This window comes from Flavobacterium terrisoli, from assembly GCF_030167905.1.
Classification (GTDB): Bacteria; Bacteroidota; Bacteroidia; order Flavobacteriales; family Flavobacteriaceae; genus Flavobacterium; species Flavobacterium terrisoli.
On record NZ_JARGNA010000009.1, the window covers coordinates 117120 to 141347 of the forward strand.

24 protein-coding genes are annotated in these 24228 nt (G+C 38.2%); 20 read left to right on the top strand and 4 right to left on the bottom strand.

What is annotated here, in order from left to right; genetic code table 11:
• Positions 1 to 117 precede the first annotated feature (117 nt).
• The 7 genes from P1K33_RS13650 (at position 118) to P1K33_RS13680 (ending at position 8023) form a co-directional block, all read left to right on the top strand.
• Complete coding sequence (locus P1K33_RS13650; RefSeq protein WP_284653547.1) at positions 118 to 522, top strand: lysozyme inhibitor LprI family protein; 405 nt, start codon at positions 118 to 120, stop codon at positions 520 to 522.
• A gap of 196 nt (positions 523 to 718) precedes the next feature.
• A complete protein-coding gene (locus tag P1K33_RS13655; protein ID WP_284653548.1) occupies positions 719 to 961 on the top strand; it encodes a hypothetical protein in 243 nt (80 codons plus the stop codon).
• A gap of 3 nt (positions 962 to 964) precedes the next feature.
• A complete protein-coding gene (locus P1K33_RS13660) occupies positions 965 to 1180 on the top strand; it encodes a hypothetical protein (protein WP_284653549.1) in 216 nt (71 codons plus the stop codon).
• A gap of 171 nt (positions 1181 to 1351) precedes the next feature.
• Positions 1352 to 2122 carry an Abi-alpha family protein gene (locus P1K33_RS13665; RefSeq protein ID WP_284653550.1) on the top strand — a complete coding sequence of 257 codons (771 nt, stop codon included), beginning with the start codon at positions 1352 to 1354 and terminating at the stop codon, positions 2120 to 2122.
• Between the two features lie 183 nt (positions 2123 to 2305).
• On the top strand, positions 2306 to 2797 hold the full coding sequence (locus tag P1K33_RS13670) for a hypothetical protein (protein ID WP_284653551.1): 492 nt from the start codon (positions 2306 to 2308) through the stop codon (positions 2795 to 2797).
• A gap of 306 nt (positions 2798 to 3103) precedes the next feature.
• Positions 3104 to 7378: a reprolysin-like metallopeptidase gene (locus P1K33_RS13675; RefSeq protein ID WP_284653552.1), complete on the top strand. Its 4275-nt coding sequence runs from the start codon at positions 3104 to 3106 to the stop codon at positions 7376 to 7378.
• A 105-nt stretch (positions 7379 to 7483) separates the two neighbouring features.
• Positions 7484 to 8023 carry a hypothetical protein gene (locus tag P1K33_RS13680; RefSeq protein ID WP_284653553.1) on the top strand — a complete coding sequence of 180 codons (540 nt, stop codon included), beginning with the start codon at positions 7484 to 7486 and terminating at the stop codon, positions 8021 to 8023.
• 73 nt (positions 8024 to 8096) lie between these two features.
• Here P1K33_RS13680 and P1K33_RS13685 read toward each other — a convergent pair whose 3' ends face one another.
• Entirely contained in the window at positions 8097 to 8786 is a 690-nt protein-coding gene (locus P1K33_RS13685) for an SIMPL domain-containing protein (RefSeq protein WP_284653554.1), read from the bottom strand.
• A 51-nt stretch (positions 8787 to 8837) separates the two neighbouring features.
• Positions 8838 to 9479 carry a rhomboid family intramembrane serine protease gene (locus tag P1K33_RS13690; RefSeq protein WP_284653555.1) on the bottom strand — a complete coding sequence of 214 codons (642 nt, stop codon included), beginning with the start codon at positions 9477 to 9479 and terminating at the stop codon, positions 8838 to 8840.
• Positions 9480 to 9613: 134 nt separating this feature from the next.
• On the opposite strand from P1K33_RS13690, the gene P1K33_RS13695 reads away from it, so the two are divergent.
• Complete coding sequence (locus P1K33_RS13695; protein WP_284653556.1) at positions 9614 to 10486, top strand: lysophospholipid acyltransferase family protein; 873 nt, start codon at positions 9614 to 9616, stop codon at positions 10484 to 10486.
• A 20-nt stretch (positions 10487 to 10506) separates the two neighbouring features.
• Here P1K33_RS13695 and P1K33_RS13700 read toward each other — a convergent pair whose 3' ends face one another.
• Complete coding sequence (locus P1K33_RS13700; RefSeq protein WP_284653557.1) at positions 10507 to 11994, bottom strand: aminotransferase class V-fold PLP-dependent enzyme; 1488 nt, start codon at positions 11992 to 11994, stop codon at positions 10507 to 10509.
• 258 nt (positions 11995 to 12252) lie between these two features.
• Here P1K33_RS13700 and P1K33_RS13705 point away from each other — a divergent pair, with 258 nt between their 5' ends.
• From P1K33_RS13705 to P1K33_RS13750, 10 genes are all read left to right on the top strand, one after another.
• Entirely contained in the window at positions 12253 to 13641 is a 1389-nt protein-coding gene (locus P1K33_RS13705) for a DUF1800 domain-containing protein (protein WP_284653558.1), read from the top strand.
• Positions 13642 to 13643: 2 nt separating this feature from the next.
• Positions 13644 to 14810 (top strand): DUF1501 domain-containing protein, encoded by a 1167-nt coding sequence (locus P1K33_RS13710; protein WP_284653559.1) that lies wholly within the window; start codon positions 13644 to 13646, stop codon positions 14808 to 14810.
• A 117-nt stretch (positions 14811 to 14927) separates the two neighbouring features.
• Positions 14928 to 15380: a hypothetical protein gene (locus P1K33_RS13715; RefSeq protein WP_284653560.1), complete on the top strand. Its 453-nt coding sequence runs from the start codon at positions 14928 to 14930 to the stop codon at positions 15378 to 15380.
• 78 nt (positions 15381 to 15458) lie between these two features.
• Positions 15459 to 17174, top strand: a complete 1716-nt coding sequence (locus P1K33_RS13720) for a sensor histidine kinase (protein ID WP_284653561.1) — start codon at positions 15459 to 15461, stop codon at positions 17172 to 17174.
• Positions 17171 to 17785, top strand: a complete 615-nt coding sequence (locus P1K33_RS13725; RefSeq protein WP_284653562.1) for a response regulator transcription factor — start codon at positions 17171 to 17173, stop codon at positions 17783 to 17785. Before P1K33_RS13720 ends, P1K33_RS13725 begins: the two co-directional genes overlap by 4 nt.
• A gap of 317 nt (positions 17786 to 18102) precedes the next feature.
• Entirely contained in the window at positions 18103 to 18840 is a 738-nt protein-coding gene (locus P1K33_RS13730; protein WP_284653563.1) for a hypothetical protein, read from the top strand.
• A gap of 26 nt (positions 18841 to 18866) precedes the next feature.
• A complete protein-coding gene (locus tag P1K33_RS13735) occupies positions 18867 to 19094 on the top strand; it encodes a hypothetical protein (RefSeq protein ID WP_284653564.1) in 228 nt (75 codons plus the stop codon).
• Positions 19095 to 19464: 370 nt separating this feature from the next.
• Positions 19465 to 20106, top strand: a complete 642-nt coding sequence (locus P1K33_RS13740; RefSeq protein ID WP_284653565.1) for a DUF2306 domain-containing protein — start codon at positions 19465 to 19467, stop codon at positions 20104 to 20106.
• 149 nt (positions 20107 to 20255) lie between these two features.
• On the top strand, positions 20256 to 20621 hold the full coding sequence (locus P1K33_RS13745; RefSeq protein WP_284653566.1) for a VOC family protein: 366 nt from the start codon (positions 20256 to 20258) through the stop codon (positions 20619 to 20621).
• Between the two features lie 9 nt (positions 20622 to 20630).
• Entirely contained in the window at positions 20631 to 21068 is a 438-nt protein-coding gene (locus P1K33_RS13750) for a GNAT family N-acetyltransferase (RefSeq protein WP_284653567.1), read from the top strand.
• Here the strand turns inward: P1K33_RS13750 and P1K33_RS13755 are convergent.
• Entirely contained in the window at positions 21065 to 21793 is a 729-nt protein-coding gene (locus tag P1K33_RS13755) for a biotin--[acetyl-CoA-carboxylase] ligase (RefSeq protein ID WP_284653568.1), read from the bottom strand. The genes P1K33_RS13750 and P1K33_RS13755 overlap by 4 nt on opposite strands.
• 94 nt (positions 21794 to 21887) lie before the next feature.
• Between P1K33_RS13755 and rsfS the strand changes: the two genes are divergently transcribed.
• Entirely contained in the window at positions 21888 to 22259 is a 372-nt protein-coding gene (gene rsfS / locus P1K33_RS13760; protein ID WP_176305398.1) for a ribosome silencing factor, read from the top strand.
• Between the two features lie 19 nt (positions 22260 to 22278).
• Positions 22279 to 24213: an ATP-dependent zinc metalloprotease FtsH gene (gene ftsH / locus P1K33_RS13765; protein WP_284653569.1), complete on the top strand. Its 1935-nt coding sequence runs from the start codon at positions 22279 to 22281 to the stop codon at positions 24211 to 24213.
• Positions 24214 to 24228 lie beyond the last annotated feature (15 nt).

Consider the following 24228-nt stretch of genomic DNA (forward strand, 5'->3'; position numbering starts at 1 on the left):
ATACGCTGAACATCACAATTTCTTATTACATTTATTATTAACTTGCCGCTACGGCGCAAAGCCGTGGAACGTTAGCAAACATAGTCACGAACATTGTAAACACTAGAAAATAAAATTATGCTTCAAAAATGTATTTTATCTCTATTTCTATTGATTGGAATTGAATCTTATTCTCAAACATTAAAAACAGTAAAGGATTTGGAAGTTTCATATCAAAAATGTTTAGACAAAGGTCAAGACATGCGCGGATGTGCTGTAATTTATTATACAAAGACCGACAGTTTACTTAACGTTGCTTACAAAAAGCTTCGAAAAAAATTAAATGATTCAGAAAAAAGCAAACTCAAAACCGAACAGCTTGCCTGGCTAAAAAAACGAGACCAGTATTTCAAAAAAGAGTATTCGAAACTCAAAACCGAAAAGAATTTCGAAGAAGGAAGTTCTGACTTTGATATGGTTTACTATGACAAAAAAAGTCAGTTTGTAATGAAAAGAGTAAAAGAGTTAATAAATAGAAATTAAGCTACGTTTGCTAACAGCGGTTTGCAGCCATGGCTGGTTCCGATTTTGGCTTCGCCCTGTTCGGCGTTCCGCCTCGGGTCCTAGCCGGAAAATCTAAAAGAGAAAATTGCATATCTTTACAACTAAACCTTAAAATCGTCGCCACGGCTGCAAGCCGCGGTACGTTAGCTGAAATCGCCCACCAAACCAGGAAAATATGATAACAGAACAAGATCTCTTAGACTTAGGATATTCAAAAATTGAAGATTCAACAAGAAAGTATGGTAAAAACTTCTTGACTCGTTACAGACACGATGATGAAAATCGCAATTATTCAATTAGCCTAACAGACGACGGAATATTGACTTCACATTTCCCCATAAATCTGTTGAAAGAACCAAAAGGAATGGTAAACGTAACAGATTTAGAAATTTTTACAAATTGGCATAATAATCAATAAATCATGGAAGAAAAAATTAAAGAATTAGAGGCTAAAATAGATAGCTTAACTAAGTTTGTTGAAGAGTTTAATCAAAACCAAGTCGATATTAATAATCAAGTTAGAATATTTTTGGATGAATTGGTTAAAGGTGATGATATTTTAAAAAATGGTATTGTAAGTGCTCTGGAAATAACTGGAAAATTAGAAGCTGAAGTTGAACAACTGAAAAAGAAATAGATAGGCGACTTCAGCTAACAGCCGTTTGTCGCAATGGCTGGTATCGATTTTCCGTAAACGGAAAATCGAGCGCCGGAAATTTTCATATCTTTACCACTAACCGTTAAGCTTGTCGCCAATGACGACAAGCGGCGGAACGTTAGCAGTGATTTTTAAAGAAACCCGTAGAAAATGAGTAAAATAGAAAAAATTATTGACAACATCAATTTGCCTAAAAAAGTTGTCGAAAGTACTGAGTCTTTCCTAAAGACAATCTTGGGATCAGCAGTCGCAGAAACTGGCGAAATGATTACCGATCAAATTAGATATCGAAGATTCAAAAATCAAGTAAATATTTTTTCGAAGGCTCAAACGCTTCTTGAATCAAAAGCAATATCTCCAAAAACCATAAATCTAAAGACAATTGTACCATTAATCGATTATTCGTCGTTAGAAGAAGACGAACAATTACAAGTTGTATGGGCAAACGTTATTGCAAATCTCGCAAGCTATGAAACAGAAGATGCTCTAAACACTAAATGCATTGAAGTTTTAAAAGAAATAACTCCAAACGAAATAATTCTTTTAGACTTCTTTTATAGTATTTTTAAAGAAGAGGAATCTAAAACATTAAAGCGATGGAAAGAACAAAAAACTTTTGAAGAAGAAAGAAAACATGTACATCCGGACAATTCAGTATTCGCTCCTTGGAAACATCTAGATAATTTAAAAATGTCTCTATCTCAAGTAGATTTATATATTGATAGATTAATTTCGTTTGGAATATTTAAATACGAGTTACCAAATCTACATGAAAGTATTGACAAAAAGTATATAAGCGATACATTTTCAGGAAGATCTGAAGCCATTGATGTTCCTAGCTATGAATTAGAAAGTTCTGAGAGAGTTCACTTTACAAATTTTGGTGTATACTTTGTAAATCTATGCAAATATTCAACATAAAAACCACTGCTAACAGCCGTTTGGCGCAATAGCTAGTTTGTCTTTGCCTTCGGCCCGTTCGCTTCGCTCGGGTCTTGGAAAATACTCTGAACTTCAGCATTTCTTATTACATTTTTCTTTAACTTGCCGCTACGACGCAAAGCCGCGGCACGTTACCAGCTATTTTTTGAAAAACGATATTGAATGATAGAACCAATAATAGGATTTTCAGCTTTCTTCTTGATAATTTACATTGTAATTCGGATAGCAAATAAATCCCGAAAAGAACAATATATACAATTGATTGATGAAATAGAGAATCAAATATTACTCAAAATTGAACAAACGAAAAGCTCTATAACAACATTTGGACTTAATAATAGAGATTTTTTATTTAATAATTGTGATTTATATTTAACTCAAAATGCAATAGTAATTTTGGGATATACAAAAGGTAGCTTTTTCAAACAACTTTCAAAACCTATTATATTAACATCCGACGTGCTTGAATATTCCGCAAAGTTTCCTTTTGCATACATTATGAGGTTTAATAAAATTAATTTTGAAAATAATATTATGGGAGTTTATTTTGGAGAAAAAGGTTTAACTAAAACTGAAGTCGTAATAAAATTAAAATCTCTGAAGGAAAATGAAATTGATAAATTTAAAGAACAGGCATTAAAAAACTGCTGGTAACAGCGGTTTAGCTTCAATCCGTTTAGACCTTCTGTCTCGCGTATACTTAAACTCACCGGTAATAACTTCATTTGCGCAGTCTAAAATAGAATGGCCAATAATTTCATAGGTCAACCAATTTCAAAAACTATCCAATATTATCTATTTGTAAAATTTTGGTTAACTCAAACTTACAAGTTGTCAACAATTTTGCCAAAATATTATATATTTATTAACGAATTAGCATTCTTATTTTCAACTTATCAATAAATGTATATATTTGGCTCACTAATTAACCAAAGTGTACATATGAAAAACAAGTTACTCATGATAGCGCTAGTCGCTATCTCGGGCTTCTCATGGGCTCAAGTGAAAAAAGACCCATGGAAAACCACTTCAGAAAAGGCAGATGCAGTCGTCGTTGCCAACAAAAAAAACCTTATCAATCCAAGATTATTTGAGCTGGACGTAAATGAATTAAAGCATTCATTAGCCAGCGCTCCGGAGCGATTTACTTCAGGAAAATCTAACACCATTGTGGCTTTTCCAAATGCTCAGGGCCAAATGGAACGCTATCGAATTTTGGAATCATCCAACATGGATCCGGCATTGGCAGCACGGTATCCGGAAATCAAATCTTATATCGGACAAGGTGTTGATTCGCCAAGCTCCACTATTTATTTGAGTTTGTCTCCGCTGGGATTACAAACTATGGTTATCCACGCTGATCAATCGGCGGAGTTTATTGAACCATACACTACCGATTTAAGTACTTATGCTGTTTACAGCAAGGCTAATAAAGCCGCTTCGTTAAATAAATTTGAGTGTAAAGTGATTGCCACTGCTCAAAATGATTTAGCCAAATCGGGCAGCAATATCAGCATGGCCCGTCCGAATGCTGATGATGCTTTATTGCGCACCTACCGTTTAGCGATGTCGGTAACCGGTGAATATACCGCTTATTTTGGCGGAACAAAAGCTTTGGCTTTGGCGGCCATCAACAATACGATGACCCGTGTAAATGGTGTATTTGAAAAAGATTTTGCCACACGATTGGTATTGATTGCCAATACAGACAGTGTAATTTACACGAGTGCTTCTTCTGATCCCTATTCACCGGCTTCAGGTTTAGACAATTGGAATCTACAATTAATGAATACCTTAAGTTCCGTAATTGGCAATGCTAATTTTGATATTGGACACCTTTTTGGAGCTACAGGCGGCGGCGGAAATGCAGGTTGTATCGGATGTGTATGCAGCAATGACATGTCCACCTATGTTGATGGAGGAATCACGTATCCAAATAACTATAAAGGAAGTGCCTATACTTCACCAAATGATGGCGTTCCTTCGGGAGATAATTTTGATATCGATTATGTGGCACACGAAATGGGTCACCAATTTGGAGCCAACCACACTTTTACCCACAGTAATGAAGGAACAGGTGTTCAAATGGAACCGGGTTCGGGCTCAACCATTATGGGATATGCCGGTATAACCACCTTAGACATACAGGCACACTCTGATCCTTACTTCCACGCGGTGAGTATCCAACAGGTAACCAATTATATCAAAACGACAACTTGTCAAACCAATACAGCTACAGGAAACTCAATCCCAACGGCAAATGCAGGTTTGGATTATACCATTCCGAAAAGCACACCGTTCATGTTAACCGGAGCGTCAACTGATGCCAACGGTGACACTTTAACTTATGCCTGGGAACAATTCAACTCTCAAAGTACGGCCGCAGCGCCAAGCGCCACCAAAACTACCGGCGTAAATTACAGATCATACAATCCATCTACAACACCAACAAGATATTTCCCTAAAATGTCATCGGTATTAACCGGTGCGACAACTACAGCAGGAAGTGAAATTACGGTTGAAGCTTTGTCTTCTGTAGCACGCACATTAAACTTCCGATTTACCGTTCGCGACAACAGAGCCGGTGGTTCAGGAAACAACAGTGATGATATGGTCGTTACCGTAAATGCAACTGCAGGACCATTTAGTGTTACTGCTCCAAATACAGCGGTTTCATATGTTGGAGGTTCCACACAAACCGTGACTTGGGCTGTAGCAGGAACCACTGCCAATGGTGTAAACTGTGCCAATGTGGATATTTTAATTTCCACCAATGCCGGAAGTACGTGGTCAACGTTGTTAGCGGCTACGCCAAATGACGGAACACAAGCCGTGACTATTCCGAATACGGCTGGTACAACCAACAGAATTATGGTAAAAGGTACCAATCATATTTTCTTTGATGTATCGAATGCTAACTTTACGATTACTGCCGGTTCGAGTGATACTACCGCTCCGTCAGCACCAACCAACTTGACTGCATCCGGAACGACTCAAACCACCACTAACCTATCCTGGACAGCTTCTACTGATAACGTAGCGGTGACCGGATATGATGTATATAAAAATGGTGTTTTATTGGGTTCAACTACGACAGCCACTACCTATCCTGTAACCGGATTGACTGCTTCAACCGCTTATGCGTTTACCGTAAAAGCCAAAGACGCTGCAGGCAATATTTCAGCCGTAAGCAATACAGCAAACGTAACTACTTTAGCCAATGATACTACGACTCCAAGTGCACCAACAACTTTAACAGCTTCGGGAACGACTTATAACTCAACTAATTTATCCTGGACTGCTTCTACTGATAACGTTGCTGTAACCGGATACGATGTATATAAAGACGGTGTTTTATTGGGCTCAACCACAACGGCCACCACTTATCCTGTGACTGGATTAACCGCTTCAACTGCTTATGCCTTTACCGTAAAAGCAAAAGATGCCGCTGGCAATGTTTCAGCAGCGAGCAATACAGCCAACGTAACGACTCCGGCAGCACCAATTACATATTGTGCCTCACAAGGTAACAGCACCGCAGACGAGAAAATCGGCAGAGTGGTTTTTGGAACCATTGACAATCCTTCAACAGGAACGGCAGGTTATGAAAACTTTACAGCTATCGCGACTAATGTAACCAGAAGTTCTGCTTATACCATTACCGTAACACCATCATGGACCGGTTCAACATATCCTGAAGGTTATGCCGTATTTATTGACTACAATCAAAATGGGGTATTTACAGATTCAGGAGAAACCGTTTGGAGCAATGCCGCTTCAACGACTACTCCGGTTTCGGGTTCAATTACTATTCCTGCTACAGCTGCTTTAGGAAATACCAGAATGAGGGTTTCAATGAAATACAATGGTGTTCCAACCTCTTGTGAAGCTTTCTCTTATGGCCAGGTAGAAGATTATACCGTAAACATTCAGGCTGCAGCAGCGGATACTACAGCGCCAACAGCACCAACGAGTTTGACTGCTTCGAATACAACACAGACCACGACAGATTTATCCTGGACTGCTTCTACCGATAACGTAGCGGTAACCGGATATGATGTGTTTAAGGATGGTGTTTTATTGGGTTCAACCACTACAGCAACTACTTATCCTGTAACCGGATTGACGGCTTCGACTGCTTATGCATTTACCGTAAAAGCCAAAGATGCTGCAGGTAATATTTCAGCAGCGAGCAACAATGCCAATGTTACTACTTTAGCCGCACCGGATACCACTGCGCCAAGCGCTCCAACCAGTTTGACGGCTTCAAATACGACTCAAACCACAACTAACTTATCTTGGACCGCTGCTACTGATAACGTAGCCGTAACCGGATATGATGTGTATAAAGATGATGTTTTATTGGGTTCAACCACTACAGCTACCACTTATCCGGTAACCGGATTAAGCGCTTCAACAGCTTATGCCTTTACTGTAAAAGCAAAAGATGCGGCCGGGAATGTTTCTTCGGCAAGTAATACGGCTAACGTAACGACTTTGGCCAATTCAAGCAATGCAACCGATTTGATGTTCTCAGAATATTTGGAAGGTTCCTCTAATAACAAAGCCTTAGAAATTGCCAACAATACCGGAAGTGCTGTTAGTTTATCTGTCTACACCGTGAAGAAACAAACCAATGGAGCCGGTGCATGGAGCACAGGAATTGCTTTAACCGGAACTTTAAACCACGGAGCCAAATTTGTTTTGGTAAACAGTGCTATCAATGTGGCTTGCTATACTGCTGCTAATGCTAATGTTTCTAGCGGTGGTGCCGAATTGACTTTCAATGGAAATGACGCTGTCGGTTTATTTAAAAATGGCGTCCTGATTGATATCATCGGAACATTTAATGGTGGAACAGCCAACTTTGCGATAGATGTTACCTTAAGAAGAAAAGCAACCGTTTTATCTCCGAATACAACTTTCAACTTAGCCGCTGAATGGGATTCGTTTGCGATTGATACTTGTGGTGGTTTAAACAATCGTCCAAGTGAAAGCGCTTCAACTGATTTAAATGGAATCAAAGTATATCCTAACCCAATCAAAGGAGATGTGTTATCACTATCTCTTACTACTTCAGGAAACTTCAGAATCTTAAACTCTTTAGGACAGGAAATGTCTAAAGGAACTATAGATAACGGAACCGTTTCTGTGGCCAATCTTATATCAGGCATTTACTTATTAGAAATAAATACCGAAGGACAAACAGCGGTAAAACGCTTTATCAAACAATAGCTTTTACAATCTGATAATAGAAACAGCCGCAAAATTTTGCGGCTGTTTTTTTTGTTGGAGATATATTCAAAAAAAGTATCTTTGGTATTCTAATAATATTGCTATATGAAATCAAATCTAATTTTTAGTTCACTGCTTTCTGTTTCTTTTCTGCTTGTGTCTTGCAAAAAAGAGGAAGAAGCAGCTGTAACATCAGATGACAAACCAAAGGAAATCATCATGCCGAGAGTACAATCTATTCCGGCACAAACGTATACCCAACAACCACAGCAGGTACAAAATGTAAATCCGGCTCAAAGTCAACCGGTAACTGCAAGTCAAACCATTACACAAACACCGGTTGTAACCAAACCGGGAATGAATCCACCACACGGACAACCGGGACACCGTTGCGATATCGCTGTTGGAGCACCGTTGAATTCTCCTCCGGGGAAAGCGAACCAGGCAAAACCAACTGGAAAAGCTAACATCCAGCAGTTTGACCCAAGTACGATGACCACAACGCAAACCAGCACTCCGGCACCGGCAAGCACACCGGCCATTTTAGATCCGAATGCTCCGGTTACGGCTCCGGGAATGAATCCGCCACACGGACAACCGGGACACGTATGTGGAACCCCTGTTGGCTTACCATTACCTAAATAAACTATTTATCCATAAAAAAATTCCCGTCCTGTTTATGACAAGACGGGAATTTATATTTTAAAACCAATTGGTTTTATTCTAAAGCAAAAGTCACGCTCACATTGATGTTGATTTCCAATTCACCAACCGCTAAGGTTTCCCTTGGCATTGCAGCATCAGCCATAGCCAACATACCGCCTTTGTACATCGGTTGTGGTACATAACCGCTTGAGTTATCTGTGATCAATAAGGCTTTACCAACTTTTTGATTTAAAACCGAAACATAATCATTGGCTTTTTGTTTGGCATCCAGCATGGCTTTCTTTCTGGCTTCTCTTTCATAATCCTCCATTTTAGAAGATTTGAATTCTACGCCTTGAATCGTATTCACTCCGGCATCATTCAGTCCCATCATGATTTCATCATACTTTGACAAATCTTTCAGCGTGATGCTTAAGGTTTGATTCGCCTGAAAATTGTATTTTTTCTTTTCGTAGTCATAGCTTTTATTCAGGCTTACATTATTGGTTTTATAATCTGTGGCCGGAACACCGCTTTTCTTTAAAAATTTGATCACTCTGTCTACCACTTCATCATTGAGTGTTTTTACTTCTTTGGCGTCCTTCCCTGAGTTTTGAAAACCAACAGTCACGACGGCTTGATCGGGAACTATTTTTACTTTTCCTTCTCCGGTAACCGAAATCTGAGGAACCTGGGCTTTTTGTTCTTGCGCATTGGTAATACCTGCGACTAATAGGGCTAAAATTAATACTGCTCTCTTCATAACGTTTTTTTTTATTTAATTGTATTTGTCCAATTCCAAAAGTTGTGCCAATTATAATTTTCCAAGCTTGGCCAGAATAAAGAGTATGACTATCGGAATGGATAATAAAATGGCCATCAGCATGTTCTCCTGTAACAAAGCCGGATCTTTTAACAAAGTTATAGCATAACCGCCAATTGCACCGCCAAAATGCGCCGTGTGTCCGATATTGTCATTCTTGGCTTTCATTCCGTAAATGGAATACAACAAATAAGCAATCCCGAAAACATAAGCCGGCATTGGAATCACACCAAAAATCCCAATGGTCATATCGGGATTAATTAAAATGGAAGAATAAATAATTCCGGTTACCGCTCCTGAGGCACCAACAGCGCTATAACTGTATTCATTGCCATGAAAAACCATCGTCAGCAAACTGCCAAAAATCAAGCTTCCGGCATAAATCAATAAAAATGTTGTATCACCAAAATAAGCCAAAACAACCGGCGCAAAGGAATACAATGCGATCATATTGAAAGCCAAATGCACCATATCGGCATGAAGAAAAGCCGAAGTCACCATTCTGAATTGCTGTCCTGCACGAATGCTCCCCACATGAAATTGGTATTTCCTGAAAAAATACTCATCGTTAAATCCTTTGAAACTAATAAGAACGTTGGCTAAAATAATACCTAATAAAAATATGTTGAGCATGTTTGAAATGTTTTACTTCGTACAGTTTGGGTTAAAAGGCCTAGAGTGTAAAAATAATAATACTTCTTTAGGTTTTGTTAATGTTATCCGTTTAAAATGACATTTAACTTTATATTTGCATAAAATTAATCAACATGCAGTTCATCGCATTTCTTATACTTTATCCATTACTTTGGCTAATCTCCATATTACCTTTTCGACTATTATATCTGGTCTCTGACTTTGTTTATCTTTTGGTCTATTATGTTGTGGGCTACAGAAGAAAAATTGTCAGACAAAATATTGCCATGGCATTGCCTCATTTGTCCCAAAAAGAGCAATTGGCGGTTGAAAAAGAATCCTATGTTCACATGTGTGACATGTTTTTGGAAATGATTAAAACCATGACCATTTCTGAAAAGGAAATGGATAAGCGTTTTACTTTTACCAATTTGGAAGTGTATCAGGAATTAGAGAAAAAGCAGAAAAGCATAGCGCTGATGTGTGCCCATTATGCGAGTTACGAATGGGTAGTTTCGATGAACAAACACATCACCTTTGAAGGTTTTGCCATTTATAAAAAAGTAGCCAATAAATATTTTGACAAATTGGTCAAAGACATTCGTTCCAAATTTAAAGCGACCTTAATTACTACAAGAGAAACCATTCCGTGTATCGAAAGAAATTACAAAACCAAACATTTAGGCGTTTATGGTTTTGCCAGTGATCAATCGCCTCAGCTGAGTAAAACCCATCATTGGGGAACATTTATGGGCATTGAAACTCCGGTGCATACCGGAGCCGAAATGTTGGCCAAACGATATGATATGAATGTGGTTTTCCTGCGCACCAAAAAGCTGAAAAGAGGTTATTACCAGGCAACATTTGAACTGATGTTTGACAACCCGAAAGAAGTACCTAATTATCAGATATCTGATGAATTCTTAAGACGTGTGGAAAAGCAAATTTATGATGAGCCTGCTTATTATTTGTGGACACACAAACGTTGGAAACACAAGAAGAAATAGTCTGCAGTCGCAGTTTGCAGTTATTTGATACTGAACCAGTTTTTCACCATTGCAGCTTCTGAATTTTTGGCATTCTTATGAGCAAACTCATTGGTTTTTGGGTTGTATTCATAATCCATTCCCCATTGTTGGTGATTTTGTGCCAAAGCTTTGATGCTTTCACAAACAAACTGTATTTCTTCGGTAGTCGTTGTCGGGTGAATTGACATTCTGATCCATCCCGGTTTTTTGATTAAGTCGCCAGAGGTAATTTGGCACACCAAATCATGAGACGTTTCCTGGTCAACATGCAACAGATAATGACCATAAGTTCCGGCACAACTGCATCCTCCACGGGTTTGAATTCCAAATTTATCATTCAGTAATTTAACCCCCAAATTAAAATGCAGATCATCAATATAAAACGAAATCACGCCCAAACGGTCTTGGTGTTGGTTGGCCAAAATATTGATGTTTTCTATCGAATTCAATTCTGAGAACACATAGTCCACAATTTCATGTTCGCGTCCTAAGATGTTTTTCACACCCATTTGCTCTTTCAGTTGAATCGCCAAAGCGGTTTTAATTACCTGCAAAAATCCTGGTGTTCCGCCATCTTCGCGGTCTTCAATGTTGTCTATGTATTTGTGTTCGCCCCAAGGATTCGTCCAGGAAACGGTTCCGCCACCGGGACAATCGGGTACATTGTTTTTGTACAAATTTTTATTGAAAATCAAAACACCGGAAGTTCCTGGTCCGCCTAAAAACTTATGAGGCGAAAAGAAAATAGCGTCCAGATAGCTTTCTTCATCCGGATGCATGTTAATCTCAACATAAGGGCCAGAACAGGCAAAATCTACAAAGCAAACGCCATTGTTTTGATGCATCAATTTGGCCACTTCATGATAAGGAGTTCTTATTCCGGTAACGTTGGAACAAGAAGTTATTGAAGCTATTTTAAAACTTCTGTCTTTGAATTGCTCTAACAATGTCGCAAACTCATTCATGCAGAACAAACCGTCTTCATCAGCCGGAATGACCACCACATCGGCAATGGTTTCCAACCACGAAGTCTGGTTAGAATGGTGTTCCATATGGGAAATAAAAACGATTGGCTTTATAGCTGCCGGTATCGAAGTAAAATCTTTTAAATTTTCAGGCACTTTTAAACCTAGGATTCTCTGGAACTTATTTACCACACCGGTCATTCCGGTACCATCATTAATCAAAACATCATTATCATTGGCATTCACATGTTTTTTGATAATGTGTCGGGCTTCGTGATAGGCCATGGTCATGGCAGTTCCTGAAATAGTTGTTTCGGTATGGGTATTGGCCACAAAAGGTCCGAATTCATTCATCAGCTTTTCCTCAATCGGTCGGTATAATCTTCCGCTGGCGGTCCAATCTGTATAAATGATTTTCTTTTTTCCGAAAGGAGACTCAAACTCTTGGTCGATTCCAATGATATTCTTGCGAAATTGCTGGAAATACTTTTCTAAAGTGGTTTGGGTTTCTGTGGTAATCATAATGCAACTATTTGTGTTCAAAGATACATTATTTTTAATTTTAGCTCAAAAAAAATCCCTTTTATTGATAAATTCATAATCATTCCGACAGATTTAAACCTTAACTTTGGGAACGAGTCTTACTTAGCAAATGTGAAAACATTTTCCAATACTGCAGATTATTTTTTGCAATTAGTAAAAATAGCTGACATATCATAATTGTTAGATAAATGCAGTAAAATAGCTATTCATCAAACGCAAGAGCCATACAATAATATCATGAATAAGAACACTCTTTGGTCATTACGCCTGGGATTTTCATCCAAGCAAAGCAAGCAACTTGACGCTTTAGGTATGAACCAGTTTTTAGAACGGTCGTTTGCTCTAAAGTTTGAGGATACAATTCCGTCATTTTTAGAAAACAGTCCAAAATCACTCAAAGAACTCAAAGCCAAAAGACAGGCTATAAAAAACGAATCTCCTGAGAATGTAAAAAAAATGCTCCGTGAAGAAGCAGGTGTTTCCCAGGAAATGAAGGCTTGGTGGCTTGAAAAAATGAAAGAGGACGAATTTCCGTTGCGCGAAAAAATGACCTGTTTTTGGCACAATCATTTTGTGTCAACCTTTCAAAAGGTAAAAGTGAATCATTGGGTTTTTCAACACAATCAAATCTTGCGTAAAAACGCCTTCGGCAACTTTAAAACCATCACTAAAGAAATTATTCAATCTAATGCCATGGTGCGTTATCTGGATAATGTTGACAATAAACGCAATGATGTAAATGAAAACCTCAGCCGGGAATTATTGGAACTTTTCACACTTGGTATAGGCAATTATACAGAAGAAGATATTAAAAACGGAGCCAAAGGATTAGCAGGACTAAATATCGGAGAAAACCGAGCCGTGTATCGACCACCGTTGGAAAATAATGAGTCGATGGTTTATTTTGGTCAAACCGGCAAATTCAAAGCCAATGAGATGATTGACATCATTTTCGAACAGAAAGCGGCACCATATCTACTGACGAGAAAAATGCTGAAATGGTTTATTTATGACAATCCGAGTGAAGATTTAGTAATTTATTACGGGGATTATTTCAGAAAAATGGATTTTGAAATCAAACCACTACTCCAAAAAATTTTCACTGAAGAATATGCCAAAGACACTGCAGGCAGTAAGATTAAAGACCCTTTGGTTTACATATTACAGTTGATGCACGAATTGAAAGCGGAACAAATCAATCCTAAGTTGGTTGCTTTTTTCCTTCGGCAACAGGGAATGGATTTGTTCAACCAACCCAATGTCAAAGGTTGGAATGGTGGAAAGGAATGGCTTACTTCTCAAATCTTTTTACAAAGAAACAATACCGCCGATTTATTGTGTAACGGTAGAGGCTTAAGGCGAAAAAAACAATTTCCGGATGAAATTGGCGACTATGTCTCTACCGATATGATGCCAGTAAGCATCGATTGGAAAAAAACGGGTAATAATAAAACCATTATTGCGGATTTGGCTGAACGACTGCTGTTTAAAGTCGATGCCAATTTACAAAAGGACTTTGAAGAGATACTAAAATACGATTTCGACCCAAAAACTGAGAGTGCAGCTAATGCCGTTTTACGATTGTTCAATGCGATGGTGAAAACACCGGAGTACCAACTGATATAACTATGAACAGAAGAAATTTTCTAACCTTAACCGGTACATTCACCGGCGGCGCTCTACTCCTGCCAGATTTCTTGTACGCCTATGGCAGTCAATCCAATTTGGTTATCGGGGAACAATGCTTGGTTTTTATTCAATTGAATGGTGGTAATGACGGACTGAATACCTTTATTCCGTATGACAATCCATTGTATTATGAGTTTCGTACTAATGTTGCTATAACCAAAGACAATGTGCTAAGCAAAAATAAAGGTATGGGATTTCATCCTGCCTTGAAAAGCTTTGCTGCTATTCAACAAAACGGGGATTTGAGTGTGATTCAAAATGTGGGCTATCCTGAGCCCAACCGCTCTCATTTTCGCAGTCAGGAGATATGGCAAACTGCGTCAAGTTCGAACCAATATATTAATGAAGGATGGCTTGGTCGTTACCTTGATTTGCAATGCAAGGACCATCAACCGACAGCCGGAATCAACTTAGATTCGATTGATAATTTAGCTTTAAAAGGTAGTGAGCCTAACTTTATTACCGTTAAAGACCCAAACCGATTCAAAATTAAAAACGACAGTAGCAGCTTGGCTAAGTTATCCGACAATCCGCAACTGGATTTTGTTCGCAAAATCGCCAGTTCAGTTGCTGAAGGCTCCGACGATATCCAAAAAGCGATTGACAAATCTACTGCTGAAATGAGTTATCCAAAGACTAACTTGGGAAAAAATCTGGAATGGATTGCACGGCTTATCAAAGGTAATTTGAACTCCAAAGTATATTACACCTCTCAAAACGGCTATGACACACACGATAATCAGATTAATATTCACCAGCGCAATTTAACAGAATTGAATGATGCAGTAAACTCCTTTTATACCGATTTAAAAAAAGCGGGCTTATTGCCCAATGTGACAATTGTAGTTTTTTCAGAATTTGGCAGAAGGGTTAGAGATAATGGTAACGGAACGGATCACGGAACCGCTGCTCCTTTGATCATAATAGGAGGCAATAACACCGGAAAAGTTATAGGCAACAACCCCAATTTAACTGATTTAGATGATGGTGATTTAAAGTATGAAACGGACTTTAGAAGTGTGTATGCAACATTACTTAAAAACAAAATGAACTTTGATGGTACACGAATAGGCATTGATTCACAGCCAATAAAAGGCCTCTTTTAAAATAAGTTCTTTCATTACAATATTTACAATCAAAATCGTGTTAAAATTCCCCGTTTAGGGGTTTTTTTTACAAATTAATTTCTCATCTTTGATGTACAACAAAACAAAAAACAAAATATGAAAGTTTACGAATCCACCGGAAGCTACAATCCAACAGCAAAGACCTTGACTTTTACCATTATTACTACTGAAATCGACCCCGATCAGTTTAAAGTTACAGCGTACTACAATATTTGTACTCCAACACGTTATGCCATTGTAGCTATTTTACAAACTGAGGACAATGATGCTACTGATTTCAGTAATTATCCTCCGGACAGGACACTGACCCTGAGCAGTGTACCTTTTAGCAGTTTTGATAATTCTTACTGGACTCCCGGGGATTTGGATATCACTAAAATCGGAACCGGTAAAACAATTACGGTATACGTACATCACGGCATAGGCTTTGACCCAACCACGAATACCTTTGATGATAAATATATTGAAAACTATAAAGCCGGTACCTATACTTATTACGCTGCAGGTTCGCCCCCGGGAAAAGGGGCACCGGGCACATTACCAGGTTAAATTATCTAAATGATTGTCAAAAGTCATAAACAGTTATGGTTAAAAACAGTAATAATTTCATTTATTACTGTTTTTGCTATGGCTCAAAGCAAAACCTTAGAAAAATTTGAAAAAGATTTTGACAAACTGAATTATAATGAAAGGATTTCCTTTTTAACCAAAACAAACCCCAAACAGCTGAGCGAAGCTGACAAAGGAAAATATTTCCATTTATACGGCAAGACAAATTACCTTGACAATCAAGGTGATGAAGCTTTATCCCTTTTTCTAAAGGCAAAAGAAAGCTATCAAAAGGAGAAAAATTTCAACAAAGTCATCGAAGTAAATATTACCATTGCCCAAATTAAATGGCTCTCCAAATATAAATATGAAGATTATAAATACTTGTTGGATGAAGCCATAGTCTATGCCCGAAGGGAAAACAACATCCCTTTATTGTGTTCTACACTAAGGGAAATTGGGAATAGCATATACCAAACCGAACCTGCGAAAGCAATCAATTATTACCAATTGGCAAAGACAGAATGCCAAAAAACAAAAGACTCCTTACTTATTGCTAAACTTGACATCTCAATAGCAATGGTTTATGGCCTTTATTTAAATCAACCTAAAACAGCCAGAATTTATCATGCGAATGTTCTGAAATACCTCAAAAGAACAAAAAATACCGACTTGATGGCTTATGTTTACAGTAATGAAGCTGAATTTTACAGAAAAGAAGGAAAGCTAAATGAAGCCATAAAAAATTTCCTGATTTCAGATACTCTAAAAATGAAGGATTATGAAACCAACTTCAAGATTAATCTTTATGGAAACATATCTGAAACATATAAGGAAATGAAGAACTATGAAAAAGCCATTGAATACAACGACAAAAAAGATACTCTAGAAAGAAAAGTCAACGAACAGGAAGAAGCAAAAACCATCCTTGAACTTAATACCAGATACGACACCAAAGAAAAAGAACTCGAAAACAAGAATCTCAAGATAAAAGACCAAAAAAACAAACTCATCATTTATCTGTTTGTTGGGATATTTTTAATTTTTGTTATTGGCGCTTATTTCCGCATCAGTTATATCAATAAAAAGAAGCAGATCGCAGAACAGGAAAAGTTAATCGAAAGCCAGAAGCTCGAAAATGTTCTCAAGGATCAGGAACTTCACGAGATAGACAAAATGCTTGAAGGCCAGGAAAAGGAAAGAATTAAAATTGCCCATGATTTGCACGACAACCTTGGCAGCATATTGGCTACACTCCGACTTAATTTTCAAAACCTGCACCATCAAAAAGAAGGCATCAATGAAGAAGAGGCGGCCATGTTTGCCAAAACCGATGACTTGATTGAAGAAGCCTATCAAAAAGTAAGAGGCATGGCTCATGCCAAAAACGCGGGAGTTATTGGCAGTGAGGGATTAGTACCTGCAGTACAAAACATTGCCAAAAAAGTAGCCATTCCTAACAAACTAAAAGTACAGGTTATCCCTTTCGGTATGACCGGACGGCTCGAAAACGCACTTGAGGTGACACTTTTCAGAATGGTACAGGAAATTTTGACCAACACCATCAAGCACGCTGAAGCTACCGAAATTACGATCAGTTTAACACAGGACGAGGAAAGCATAAACATTATCATAGAAGACAACGGAAAAGGCTTTAATCCAAAAACGATTGATAAAAAGGAAGGTATGGGATTGAGCAATATCGAAAAGAAAGCCGAACAGCTTAACGGCACATTTAGCATTGACAGTTTCGAAGGAAAAGGAACAACCATCATTATAGATATTCCCATATGATAACACTGATTATAGCCGAAGACCATCAAGCGCTTATTGATGGAATGAAGTCATTTCTGAAAAATGAAAGTGACATAGAAATCATCGGTCATGCCAATGATGGTTTGGCACTTATTGATATTGTGCGTCAACTGAAGCCCAACGTTGTCATTACCGATATCCGCATGCCAAAATGTGATGGCATTATGGCTACAAGAACCATCAAAGCCGAATTGCCCAACACCAAAATCATTGCGTTCAGCATGTTTGACCATGATGATGCTATTTCGCAAATGAGAGAAGCCGGTGCTTCAGGTTATATTATGAAAAACTCTTCGCTCCAAACGGTGCTCGATGCCATCCGGGCAGTAAATCAAGGCTATTCTTATTTCGTTAATGATGCTGAGGAAGAATATGAAACCCCAAAAAACGAATTGTTTTTCAGCACCCGTGAAAAAGAAATTCTGCAATTGATTGCAGAAGGAAAATCATCTCAGGAAATTGCCGATATCCTTTTTATTGAGAAATCTACGGTTGATTCTCACCGCAAAAACATGTCAAAAAAAATCAAAGTTATCGGGAAAACCGATTTAATAAAATTCGCTTTAGAGCGCAAATACGACTATTTGTAGTAAAAATACCTTTGAAACCCGAAAAAAAATCCCCATTAATGGGGATTTTTTTTTTGCTTTTGTTTACCGAATTTTAAATAATCAAAAACGTAATTATTTAAATTTTGGTTAGTTACAAAATTCTGCCCGCAATAAAGGGACTTTCTTAGTGGTATTTGAGGGTTAAACTTAGGGCAGTTTTTTTTTAGCTAAATTATAATTATCGGTTTCGGTTGTTAATAAGATCCTGCCCGTTTAAGAAAAATTTTTTAGTGGTATTTGAAATTGATTAAGGGCAGGTTTTTTATCATTCTTTGAAAGACGAATCAAAATTATATATGCCAAAGAGAAACCCTACCCCAAATCTGGTGATTTCCTATCACCGTCTACGCCAATCCATTGGTTGGCTCGGATTAAGCTTGCCTTTCACCCTACTTATAGGCAATTATATCATCAACGATTGCAACTTACTTAATAACGAAACTTTTGTAATGACACAATGTAATATCTATACAGCTGATAATCCTCTGAAGTCTTCTATCAGCGACTATTATTATAGTACTGTAGGCGGAATCTTTACCGGAACGCTTTCAGCTGTGGCCTTATTCATGTTTAGTTACCGCGGTTATCCGCAACGCGACGAAGAACTTATCCCTTCAGATAGTTTTATGACTAATCTGGCCGGAGTTTGTGCTTTAGGCGCCGTGATTTTCCCGGCTTCATCAGATTTTTGCCTTTCCGACAATATCCGCTCATTTGTGAGCAGTGAAATCATCGGATACGCCCATTATATTTTTGCAGGTTTCTTTTTAATGACTTTGTCCCTTATCTCGTTATTTAATTTCAGACGCAGTGGGAAAGTGGAAGATTTTGGCAAGATGCCTTCGCATGATTTCTACAAATATTGTGGTCTCATCATGCTTTCTTCCCTTGTATTGATTTTGATTTATTCATTATCGTTAAAAGGAAATTTTCCTGTATTAGAAAGGTATAATATCACTTTTATTTTAGAATCGATCGCCCTGCTGGCTTTTGGTTTGTCATGGCTGAAAAAAGGAAGTGTAAACAGTAATTAAAAACAAAACAAAAAACTATAGAAATCATGTGCTGGAACAAAGTAGAAAACCAATGTAAAATGGTCTATGAAAAACCATTCATTAATGCAGCAAAACCATCAGACCGCAAATTCATTATCCATATCATATCGGAGGAATTTCCCGATTTTCCGCGTGTTCGCATCGCGGCAACAGTAGACCGCTGTTTGAAGATATTCCCCGCGCCGGTAGAGCGACAAAAACTTTTGCAGTTTATGCAAATGAGCTTACGCTGAAAAAACCGGCATTATATACCTACCGCTCCGCCCTCTTCCATTTTGAGACTTTTGAAAGAGGGTTTGGGGTGAAACCATTTTAATACAAACCCTGATCCCAAATCAGACTAAATTTGACTCCGTTGAATTGTGTCTGATTTTTTTATGTATTCTAGGTCAACGCTCCAAGATAGTTACCTACTAACAGAGGCGATTTTTTGTATATTTAGTAAGAGATAAGACAGTGTTCATACTTATAGACTAGTTATGGCTGGTTTAGCTTTTCTTCGCCGAAAATAACTCAACGAGAAATTTACATATCTTTACAACTAAGTGGTAAATTGTCCCCAAAACACAAGGCCGCAGAACATTAGCAACAAGCTGAAATAACATGATGGATAAAAAGAAAGTACTAATGAGGATATTTTGGACTGCAATAATCTTATTGAGTTCATATTACCTTTACAGAGCGATAAACTTCAGGTTTGTTAAAGAAGGCACAGGTCCAACATTTTGGAATAAACAATTTTGGTTTGTGTCTCACTTAGCTACTGCGGTTCTCCCTCTTATAACAGGACCTTTTCAATTTTGGAATTGGTTTCGCAAACGCAATATTAAATTGCATAGGTTTTTAGGAAAAGTATACATTATAGGATGTCTTTTGGGAGGTCTTTCAGCATTATATCTTAGTATTACTCAGCCATATCCCGGTTCTATAGTTCCATCTCTGATTCTTGCTTTGCTGTGGCTATTCATGACATCAGCTGCGTGGATTACCATAAAAAGAAAAGATATTCAAGCACATCGTTTATTTATGATTCGAAGCTATACCTTGACATTATCCTTCGTGTTTCTTCGTATCTTATCTGATCTTGTTTACAAACATAATTTTCTGTCCTTTATCAAAAATCAAGACGTAAGAGATGCCACATATGAATGGATGAGTTGGGTAATCCCCGTTTTGGTTGTTGAACTCTTTATTTCTTGGCTGCCTGCAATAAAAAAACTTAAACCCTCTAAAATTAGCCATTAACAACAGTTTACAATAATTTTTAGAATGTGCCAACTAAATGTTTTTGTATATTTGAAAGTAACAAGACCTAACCGGAAAACATTGACAATAAAGCCACTCTCTATTGATGAGTATGAGAAAACTATAACCAAAGACAATTAATAACAATAATGGAACACAACGCAAAATCAATCCGGCCTTTTATAGGCGCCAAAGACTATGAAATTTCCCGAAGATTTTACAGAGACTTAGGCTTTGAAGAAGTGGTTTTATCTCCTGATATGTCACTTTTCAAAACGGAAGCACTGGGCTTTTACCTGCAGAAAGCTTACGTCAAAGACTGGATAGACAACACCATGGTTTTTATGGAAGTGGATGATGTAAAGCGCTTTTACAACGAACTCATTGCTTTGCAATTGCCCGCTAAATATGAAGGTGCTAGAGTAACGCCTATCCGAAATTTGGATTGGGGAAGCGAATGTTTTTTGCATGATCCATCCGGAATTCTGTGGCATTTCGGTGAATTCAAAAAATAAATAAATTAAATGATTCGAGAAGCAACAGTTGCAGATATCAAACCGATTCAGATCGTTCGAAATCTAGTCAAGGAAAATCCCTTATCAGACCCTAATTTGGTTACCGATGAAGATTGCAGGGTATTTATGTTTGAAAGAGGAAAAGGCTGGGTTTTTGAAATCAACAACCAAATTATCGGATTCGCCATTGCCGATTTACAGGATCATAACATTTGGGCTTTGTTTCTCCATCCCGAATTTGAAAAACAAGGTATCGGTAAACAATTACATGACACTATGCTCCATTGGTATTTTGATCATACCCATCAAACCGTTTGGCTCGGAACTGCTCCAGGTACCAGAGCGGAAAATTTCTACCGAAAAGCCGGCTGGACAGAAATTGGGACACATGGGAAAGGAGAAGTTAAGTTCGAAATGACTTATGACAATTGGACAAAAAACCGTTAGTACAATAACTTCACTTCCTTCAATCCGTAATATTCCACTGAATCATCATTCAAAAGCACCGCGAGTTTACCATCGCGGGTCACACATTTGATAATGCCCATAAAACGGTCACCAGTTGGAAATTCAAAAGCCGAAGGTTTGTTTTTTTTAAACAACAAATCATTGTAATGCGCCCAGGCTTCATCAGCGCGTTCCGGAAAAAGAATCAAATGCAATTTGAGTGATTTGATAAAACTTTGTGCCATTTCGTCCAGATCATAAGTCTGTTTGGTTATGTTGGCCAACGAATTGGCCTGTGGTAAATGTTCAAAATCGGTTTGGTTCAAATTCAGACCAAAACCAACCACTGCCGTAAAACTGCCATCCGGCTTTAAAGTGTTCTCTATCAATATGCCACCAACTTTCTTGTTTTCTGCCATAATGTCGTTAGGCCATTTGACATTTACTTTGGCCACACCATTCATCGTCAACAGACCGATTGCTGCCAATGCCACGGCAATATTGAAATCATAAATCGATATCATGTCCTGTGGCACATCTTTAACCAACACGCTAATAGTAAGGTTTTTACCTGCCTCACTCACCCATTCCGATCCCATTTGCCCTCTGCCTTTGGTTTGCTCCAAAGCCATGACAGCAGTGTAGTTTTCCAACCACTTTTCTTTGGCTAATTGTTTTAAATAGTCATTGGTCGAATCTGTGGCATCGAGTTTGATTATAGGCATAATAGAAATAAAAATTAGTGGTAATTTTTAAACTTTTGTTAAGCAAAAATAAGCACAAAAAGTGATACCTTTGCCAAATACACATAAATACTAGATGACGAAAAAAGCAGTAAACACCGATATACTCTTAGCGAGTATTATCAAAGGCATTGAAGAAGTAAAAGGAAATGATATCGACATACTCGATTTAAGAGCTATAGACACCGCCGTTTGTGATTATTTTATCATATGCAACGGGAACTCCAATACCCAGGTTAACGCGATTGTTAACTCTATCCAAAAATTAGTTTCCAAAGAATTAAAAGACAAACCATGGCACGTAGAAGGTACGGACAATGGCGAATGGGTTTTGATGGATTATGTTGACATCGTAGTACACGTTTTCCAAAAACAAATCCGTGAATTCTACAATATTGAAGGATTATGGGGCGATGCCCAAATTACCACCATTCCAAGTAACTATTAAAAAATTGCGCTAAACATATATGGCTACCGAAAAGAAACCCAATAATTTTAAAGTAAGTCCGTGGTGGATTTACGCTGGATTAATTATCATATTCTTCGGATTAAATTACATTGGCGGCTCCGGTTTTCAGGATACCGCTGTGATTTCTTCGTCTAAATTCAATGAATATTTGGACAAAGGACAAATCGAAAAGGTAGTGGTTTATAACAAAACCGAAGGTGAAGCTTATTTGACAAAAGCGGCTTTAAAAGACAAAGTACACAGCAAGTTAGCCAAAGACATGTTGGGTAACGAAAACAAAGGACCACACTACTCTTTTGAAATAGGAAACGACGAAGTTTTCCAAAACAAAATTGAGAAAGCTAAAATTGAAGGCAAATTAAAAGACTACGACTTTAAGCCAAAAAGCAATTGGAGCGAAATATTCATGGGCTTGTTGCCAATCGTTGTCATTATTGGTCTTTGGATCTTAATCATGCGCAGAATGTCAGGAGGTGGTGCCGGAGGTGGTGGAGGCCAAATCTTTAACATCGGAAAATCGAGAGCCAAATTATTTGACGAAAAAACCGATTTAAAAACCACTTTCAAAGACGTTGCCGGATTAGAAGGTGCCAAAGAAGAAATACAGGAAATCGTTGAATTCCTCAGAAACCCGGATAAATACACAACCCTTGGAGGTAAAATTCCAAAAGGTGCCTTATTGGTTGGACCTCCGGGAACAGGAAAAACCCTTTTGGCGAAAGCTGTAGCCGGCGAAGCCAAAGTGCCTTTCTTCTCTTTGTCAGGTTCTGACTTCGTGGAAATGTTCGTGGGTGTCGGTGCTTCACGTGTGAGAGATTTATTCAAACAGGCCAAAGACAAAGCACCAGCCATTATCTTTATCGATGAGATTGATGCTGTAGGTCGTGCCCGTGGCAAAAACAATTTCTCAGGTTCAAATGACGAGCGTGAAAACACCTTAAATCAGTTATTGACTGAGATGGATGGTTTTGGAACCAACACTCACGTAATCGTATTGGCAGCCACCAACAGAGCGGATGTTTTAGACAAAGCTTTGATGCGTGCCGGACGTTTTGACCGTCAGATTTATGTAGATTTACCGGACGTTAGAGAGCGCAAGGAAATATTTGAAGTACACTTAAAACCTTTGAAAAAAGTAGAAGGTTTGGATATAGAATTTTTGGCCAAACAAACTCCGGGATTCTCGGGTGCTGATATTGCCAATGTTTGTAACGAAGCTGCTTTGATTGCGGCCAGACAAAATAAAACAGCAGTTGACAAACAAGATTTCTTAGATGCTGTTGACCGAATCGTTGGTGGTCTAGAAAAGAAAAACAAAATCGTTACACCGGAAGAAAAACGTGCCATTGCCGTTCACGAAGCCGGTCATGCCACCGTGAGTTGGATGTTAGAACACGCCGCGCCATTGGTAAAAGTGACCATTGTACCCCGTGGACAAAGTTTGGGCGCAGCCTGGTATTTGCCGGAAGAACGCTTAATTGTACGACCGGAACAAATGCTGGATGAGATGTGTGCTACCATGGGTGGACGTGCTGCCGAAAAAGTAATGTTTAACAAAATCTCAACCGGAGCGTTAAGCGATTTGGAAAAAGTAACCAAGCAGGCTCGTGCGATGGTTACCATTTATGGATTGAACGACAAATTAGGAAACGTTACTTACTATGATTCTTCGGGACAAAGTGAGTACAATTTCTCCAAACCATACTCAGAAGAAACAGCTTTGACCATTGATAAGGAAATTTCGAACTTAATCGAAACCGAATACCAAAGAGCTATCAAAATCTTAGAGGAAAACAAAGAAAAACTGCACCAATTGGCTGATATTTTGATAGATAAAGAAGTCATCTTTAAAGACGATTTGGAAACTATTTTCGGCAAAAGACCTTTTGATGATCATTCGGAAGAAACAGTGGCAGAAACAGTAATTGACTAACGTTTACCGTTTTTT

Excerpts from the sequence above, each read along its gene's own strand:
- P1K33_RS13650 (WP_284653547.1), top strand. The coding sequence starts at position 118 with ATGCTTCAAAAATGTATTTTATCTCTATTTCTATTGATTGGAATTGAA.
- P1K33_RS13655 (WP_284653548.1), top strand. The coding sequence starts at position 719 with ATGATAACAGAACAAGATCTCTTAGACTTAGGATATTCAAAAATTGAA.
- P1K33_RS13660 (WP_284653549.1), top strand. The coding sequence starts at position 965 with ATGGAAGAAAAAATTAAAGAATTAGAGGCTAAAATAGATAGCTTAACT.
- P1K33_RS13665 (WP_284653550.1), top strand. The coding sequence starts at position 1,352 with ATGAGTAAAATAGAAAAAATTATTGACAACATCAATTTGCCTAAAAAA.
- P1K33_RS13670 (WP_284653551.1), top strand. The coding sequence starts at position 2,306 with ATGATAGAACCAATAATAGGATTTTCAGCTTTCTTCTTGATAATTTAC.
- P1K33_RS13675 (WP_284653552.1), top strand. The coding sequence starts at position 3,104 with ATGATAGCGCTAGTCGCTATCTCGGGCTTCTCATGGGCTCAAGTGAAA.
- P1K33_RS13680 (WP_284653553.1), top strand. The coding sequence starts at position 7,484 with ATGAAATCAAATCTAATTTTTAGTTCACTGCTTTCTGTTTCTTTTCTG.
- P1K33_RS13685 (WP_284653554.1), bottom strand. The coding sequence starts at position 8,786 with ATGAAGAGAGCAGTATTAATTTTAGCCCTATTAGTCGCAGGTATTACC.
- P1K33_RS13690 (WP_284653555.1), bottom strand. The coding sequence starts at position 9,479 with ATGCTCAACATATTTTTATTAGGTATTATTTTAGCCAACGTTCTTATT.
- P1K33_RS13695 (WP_284653556.1), top strand. The coding sequence starts at position 9,614 with ATGCAGTTCATCGCATTTCTTATACTTTATCCATTACTTTGGCTAATC.
- P1K33_RS13700 (WP_284653557.1), bottom strand. The coding sequence starts at position 11,994 with ATGATTACCACAGAAACCCAAACCACTTTAGAAAAGTATTTCCAGCAA.
- P1K33_RS13705 (WP_284653558.1), top strand. The coding sequence starts at position 12,253 with ATGAATAAGAACACTCTTTGGTCATTACGCCTGGGATTTTCATCCAAG.
- P1K33_RS13710 (WP_284653559.1), top strand. The coding sequence starts at position 13,644 with ATGAACAGAAGAAATTTTCTAACCTTAACCGGTACATTCACCGGCGGC.
- P1K33_RS13715 (WP_284653560.1), top strand. The coding sequence starts at position 14,928 with ATGAAAGTTTACGAATCCACCGGAAGCTACAATCCAACAGCAAAGACC.
- P1K33_RS13720 (WP_284653561.1), top strand. The coding sequence starts at position 15,459 with ATGGCTCAAAGCAAAACCTTAGAAAAATTTGAAAAAGATTTTGACAAA.
- P1K33_RS13725 (WP_284653562.1), top strand. The coding sequence starts at position 17,171 with ATGATAACACTGATTATAGCCGAAGACCATCAAGCGCTTATTGATGGA.
- P1K33_RS13730 (WP_284653563.1), top strand. The coding sequence starts at position 18,103 with ATGCCAAAGAGAAACCCTACCCCAAATCTGGTGATTTCCTATCACCGT.
- P1K33_RS13735 (WP_284653564.1), top strand. The coding sequence starts at position 18,867 with ATGTGCTGGAACAAAGTAGAAAACCAATGTAAAATGGTCTATGAAAAA.
- P1K33_RS13740 (WP_284653565.1), top strand. The coding sequence starts at position 19,465 with ATGATGGATAAAAAGAAAGTACTAATGAGGATATTTTGGACTGCAATA.
- P1K33_RS13745 (WP_284653566.1), top strand. The coding sequence starts at position 20,256 with ATGGAACACAACGCAAAATCAATCCGGCCTTTTATAGGCGCCAAAGAC.
- P1K33_RS13750 (WP_284653567.1), top strand. The coding sequence starts at position 20,631 with ATGATTCGAGAAGCAACAGTTGCAGATATCAAACCGATTCAGATCGTT.
- P1K33_RS13755 (WP_284653568.1), bottom strand. The coding sequence starts at position 21,793 with ATGCCTATAATCAAACTCGATGCCACAGATTCGACCAATGACTATTTA.
- rsfS (WP_176305398.1), top strand. The coding sequence starts at position 21,888 with ATGACGAAAAAAGCAGTAAACACCGATATACTCTTAGCGAGTATTATC.
- ftsH (WP_284653569.1), top strand. The coding sequence starts at position 22,279 with ATGGCTACCGAAAAGAAACCCAATAATTTTAAAGTAAGTCCGTGGTGG.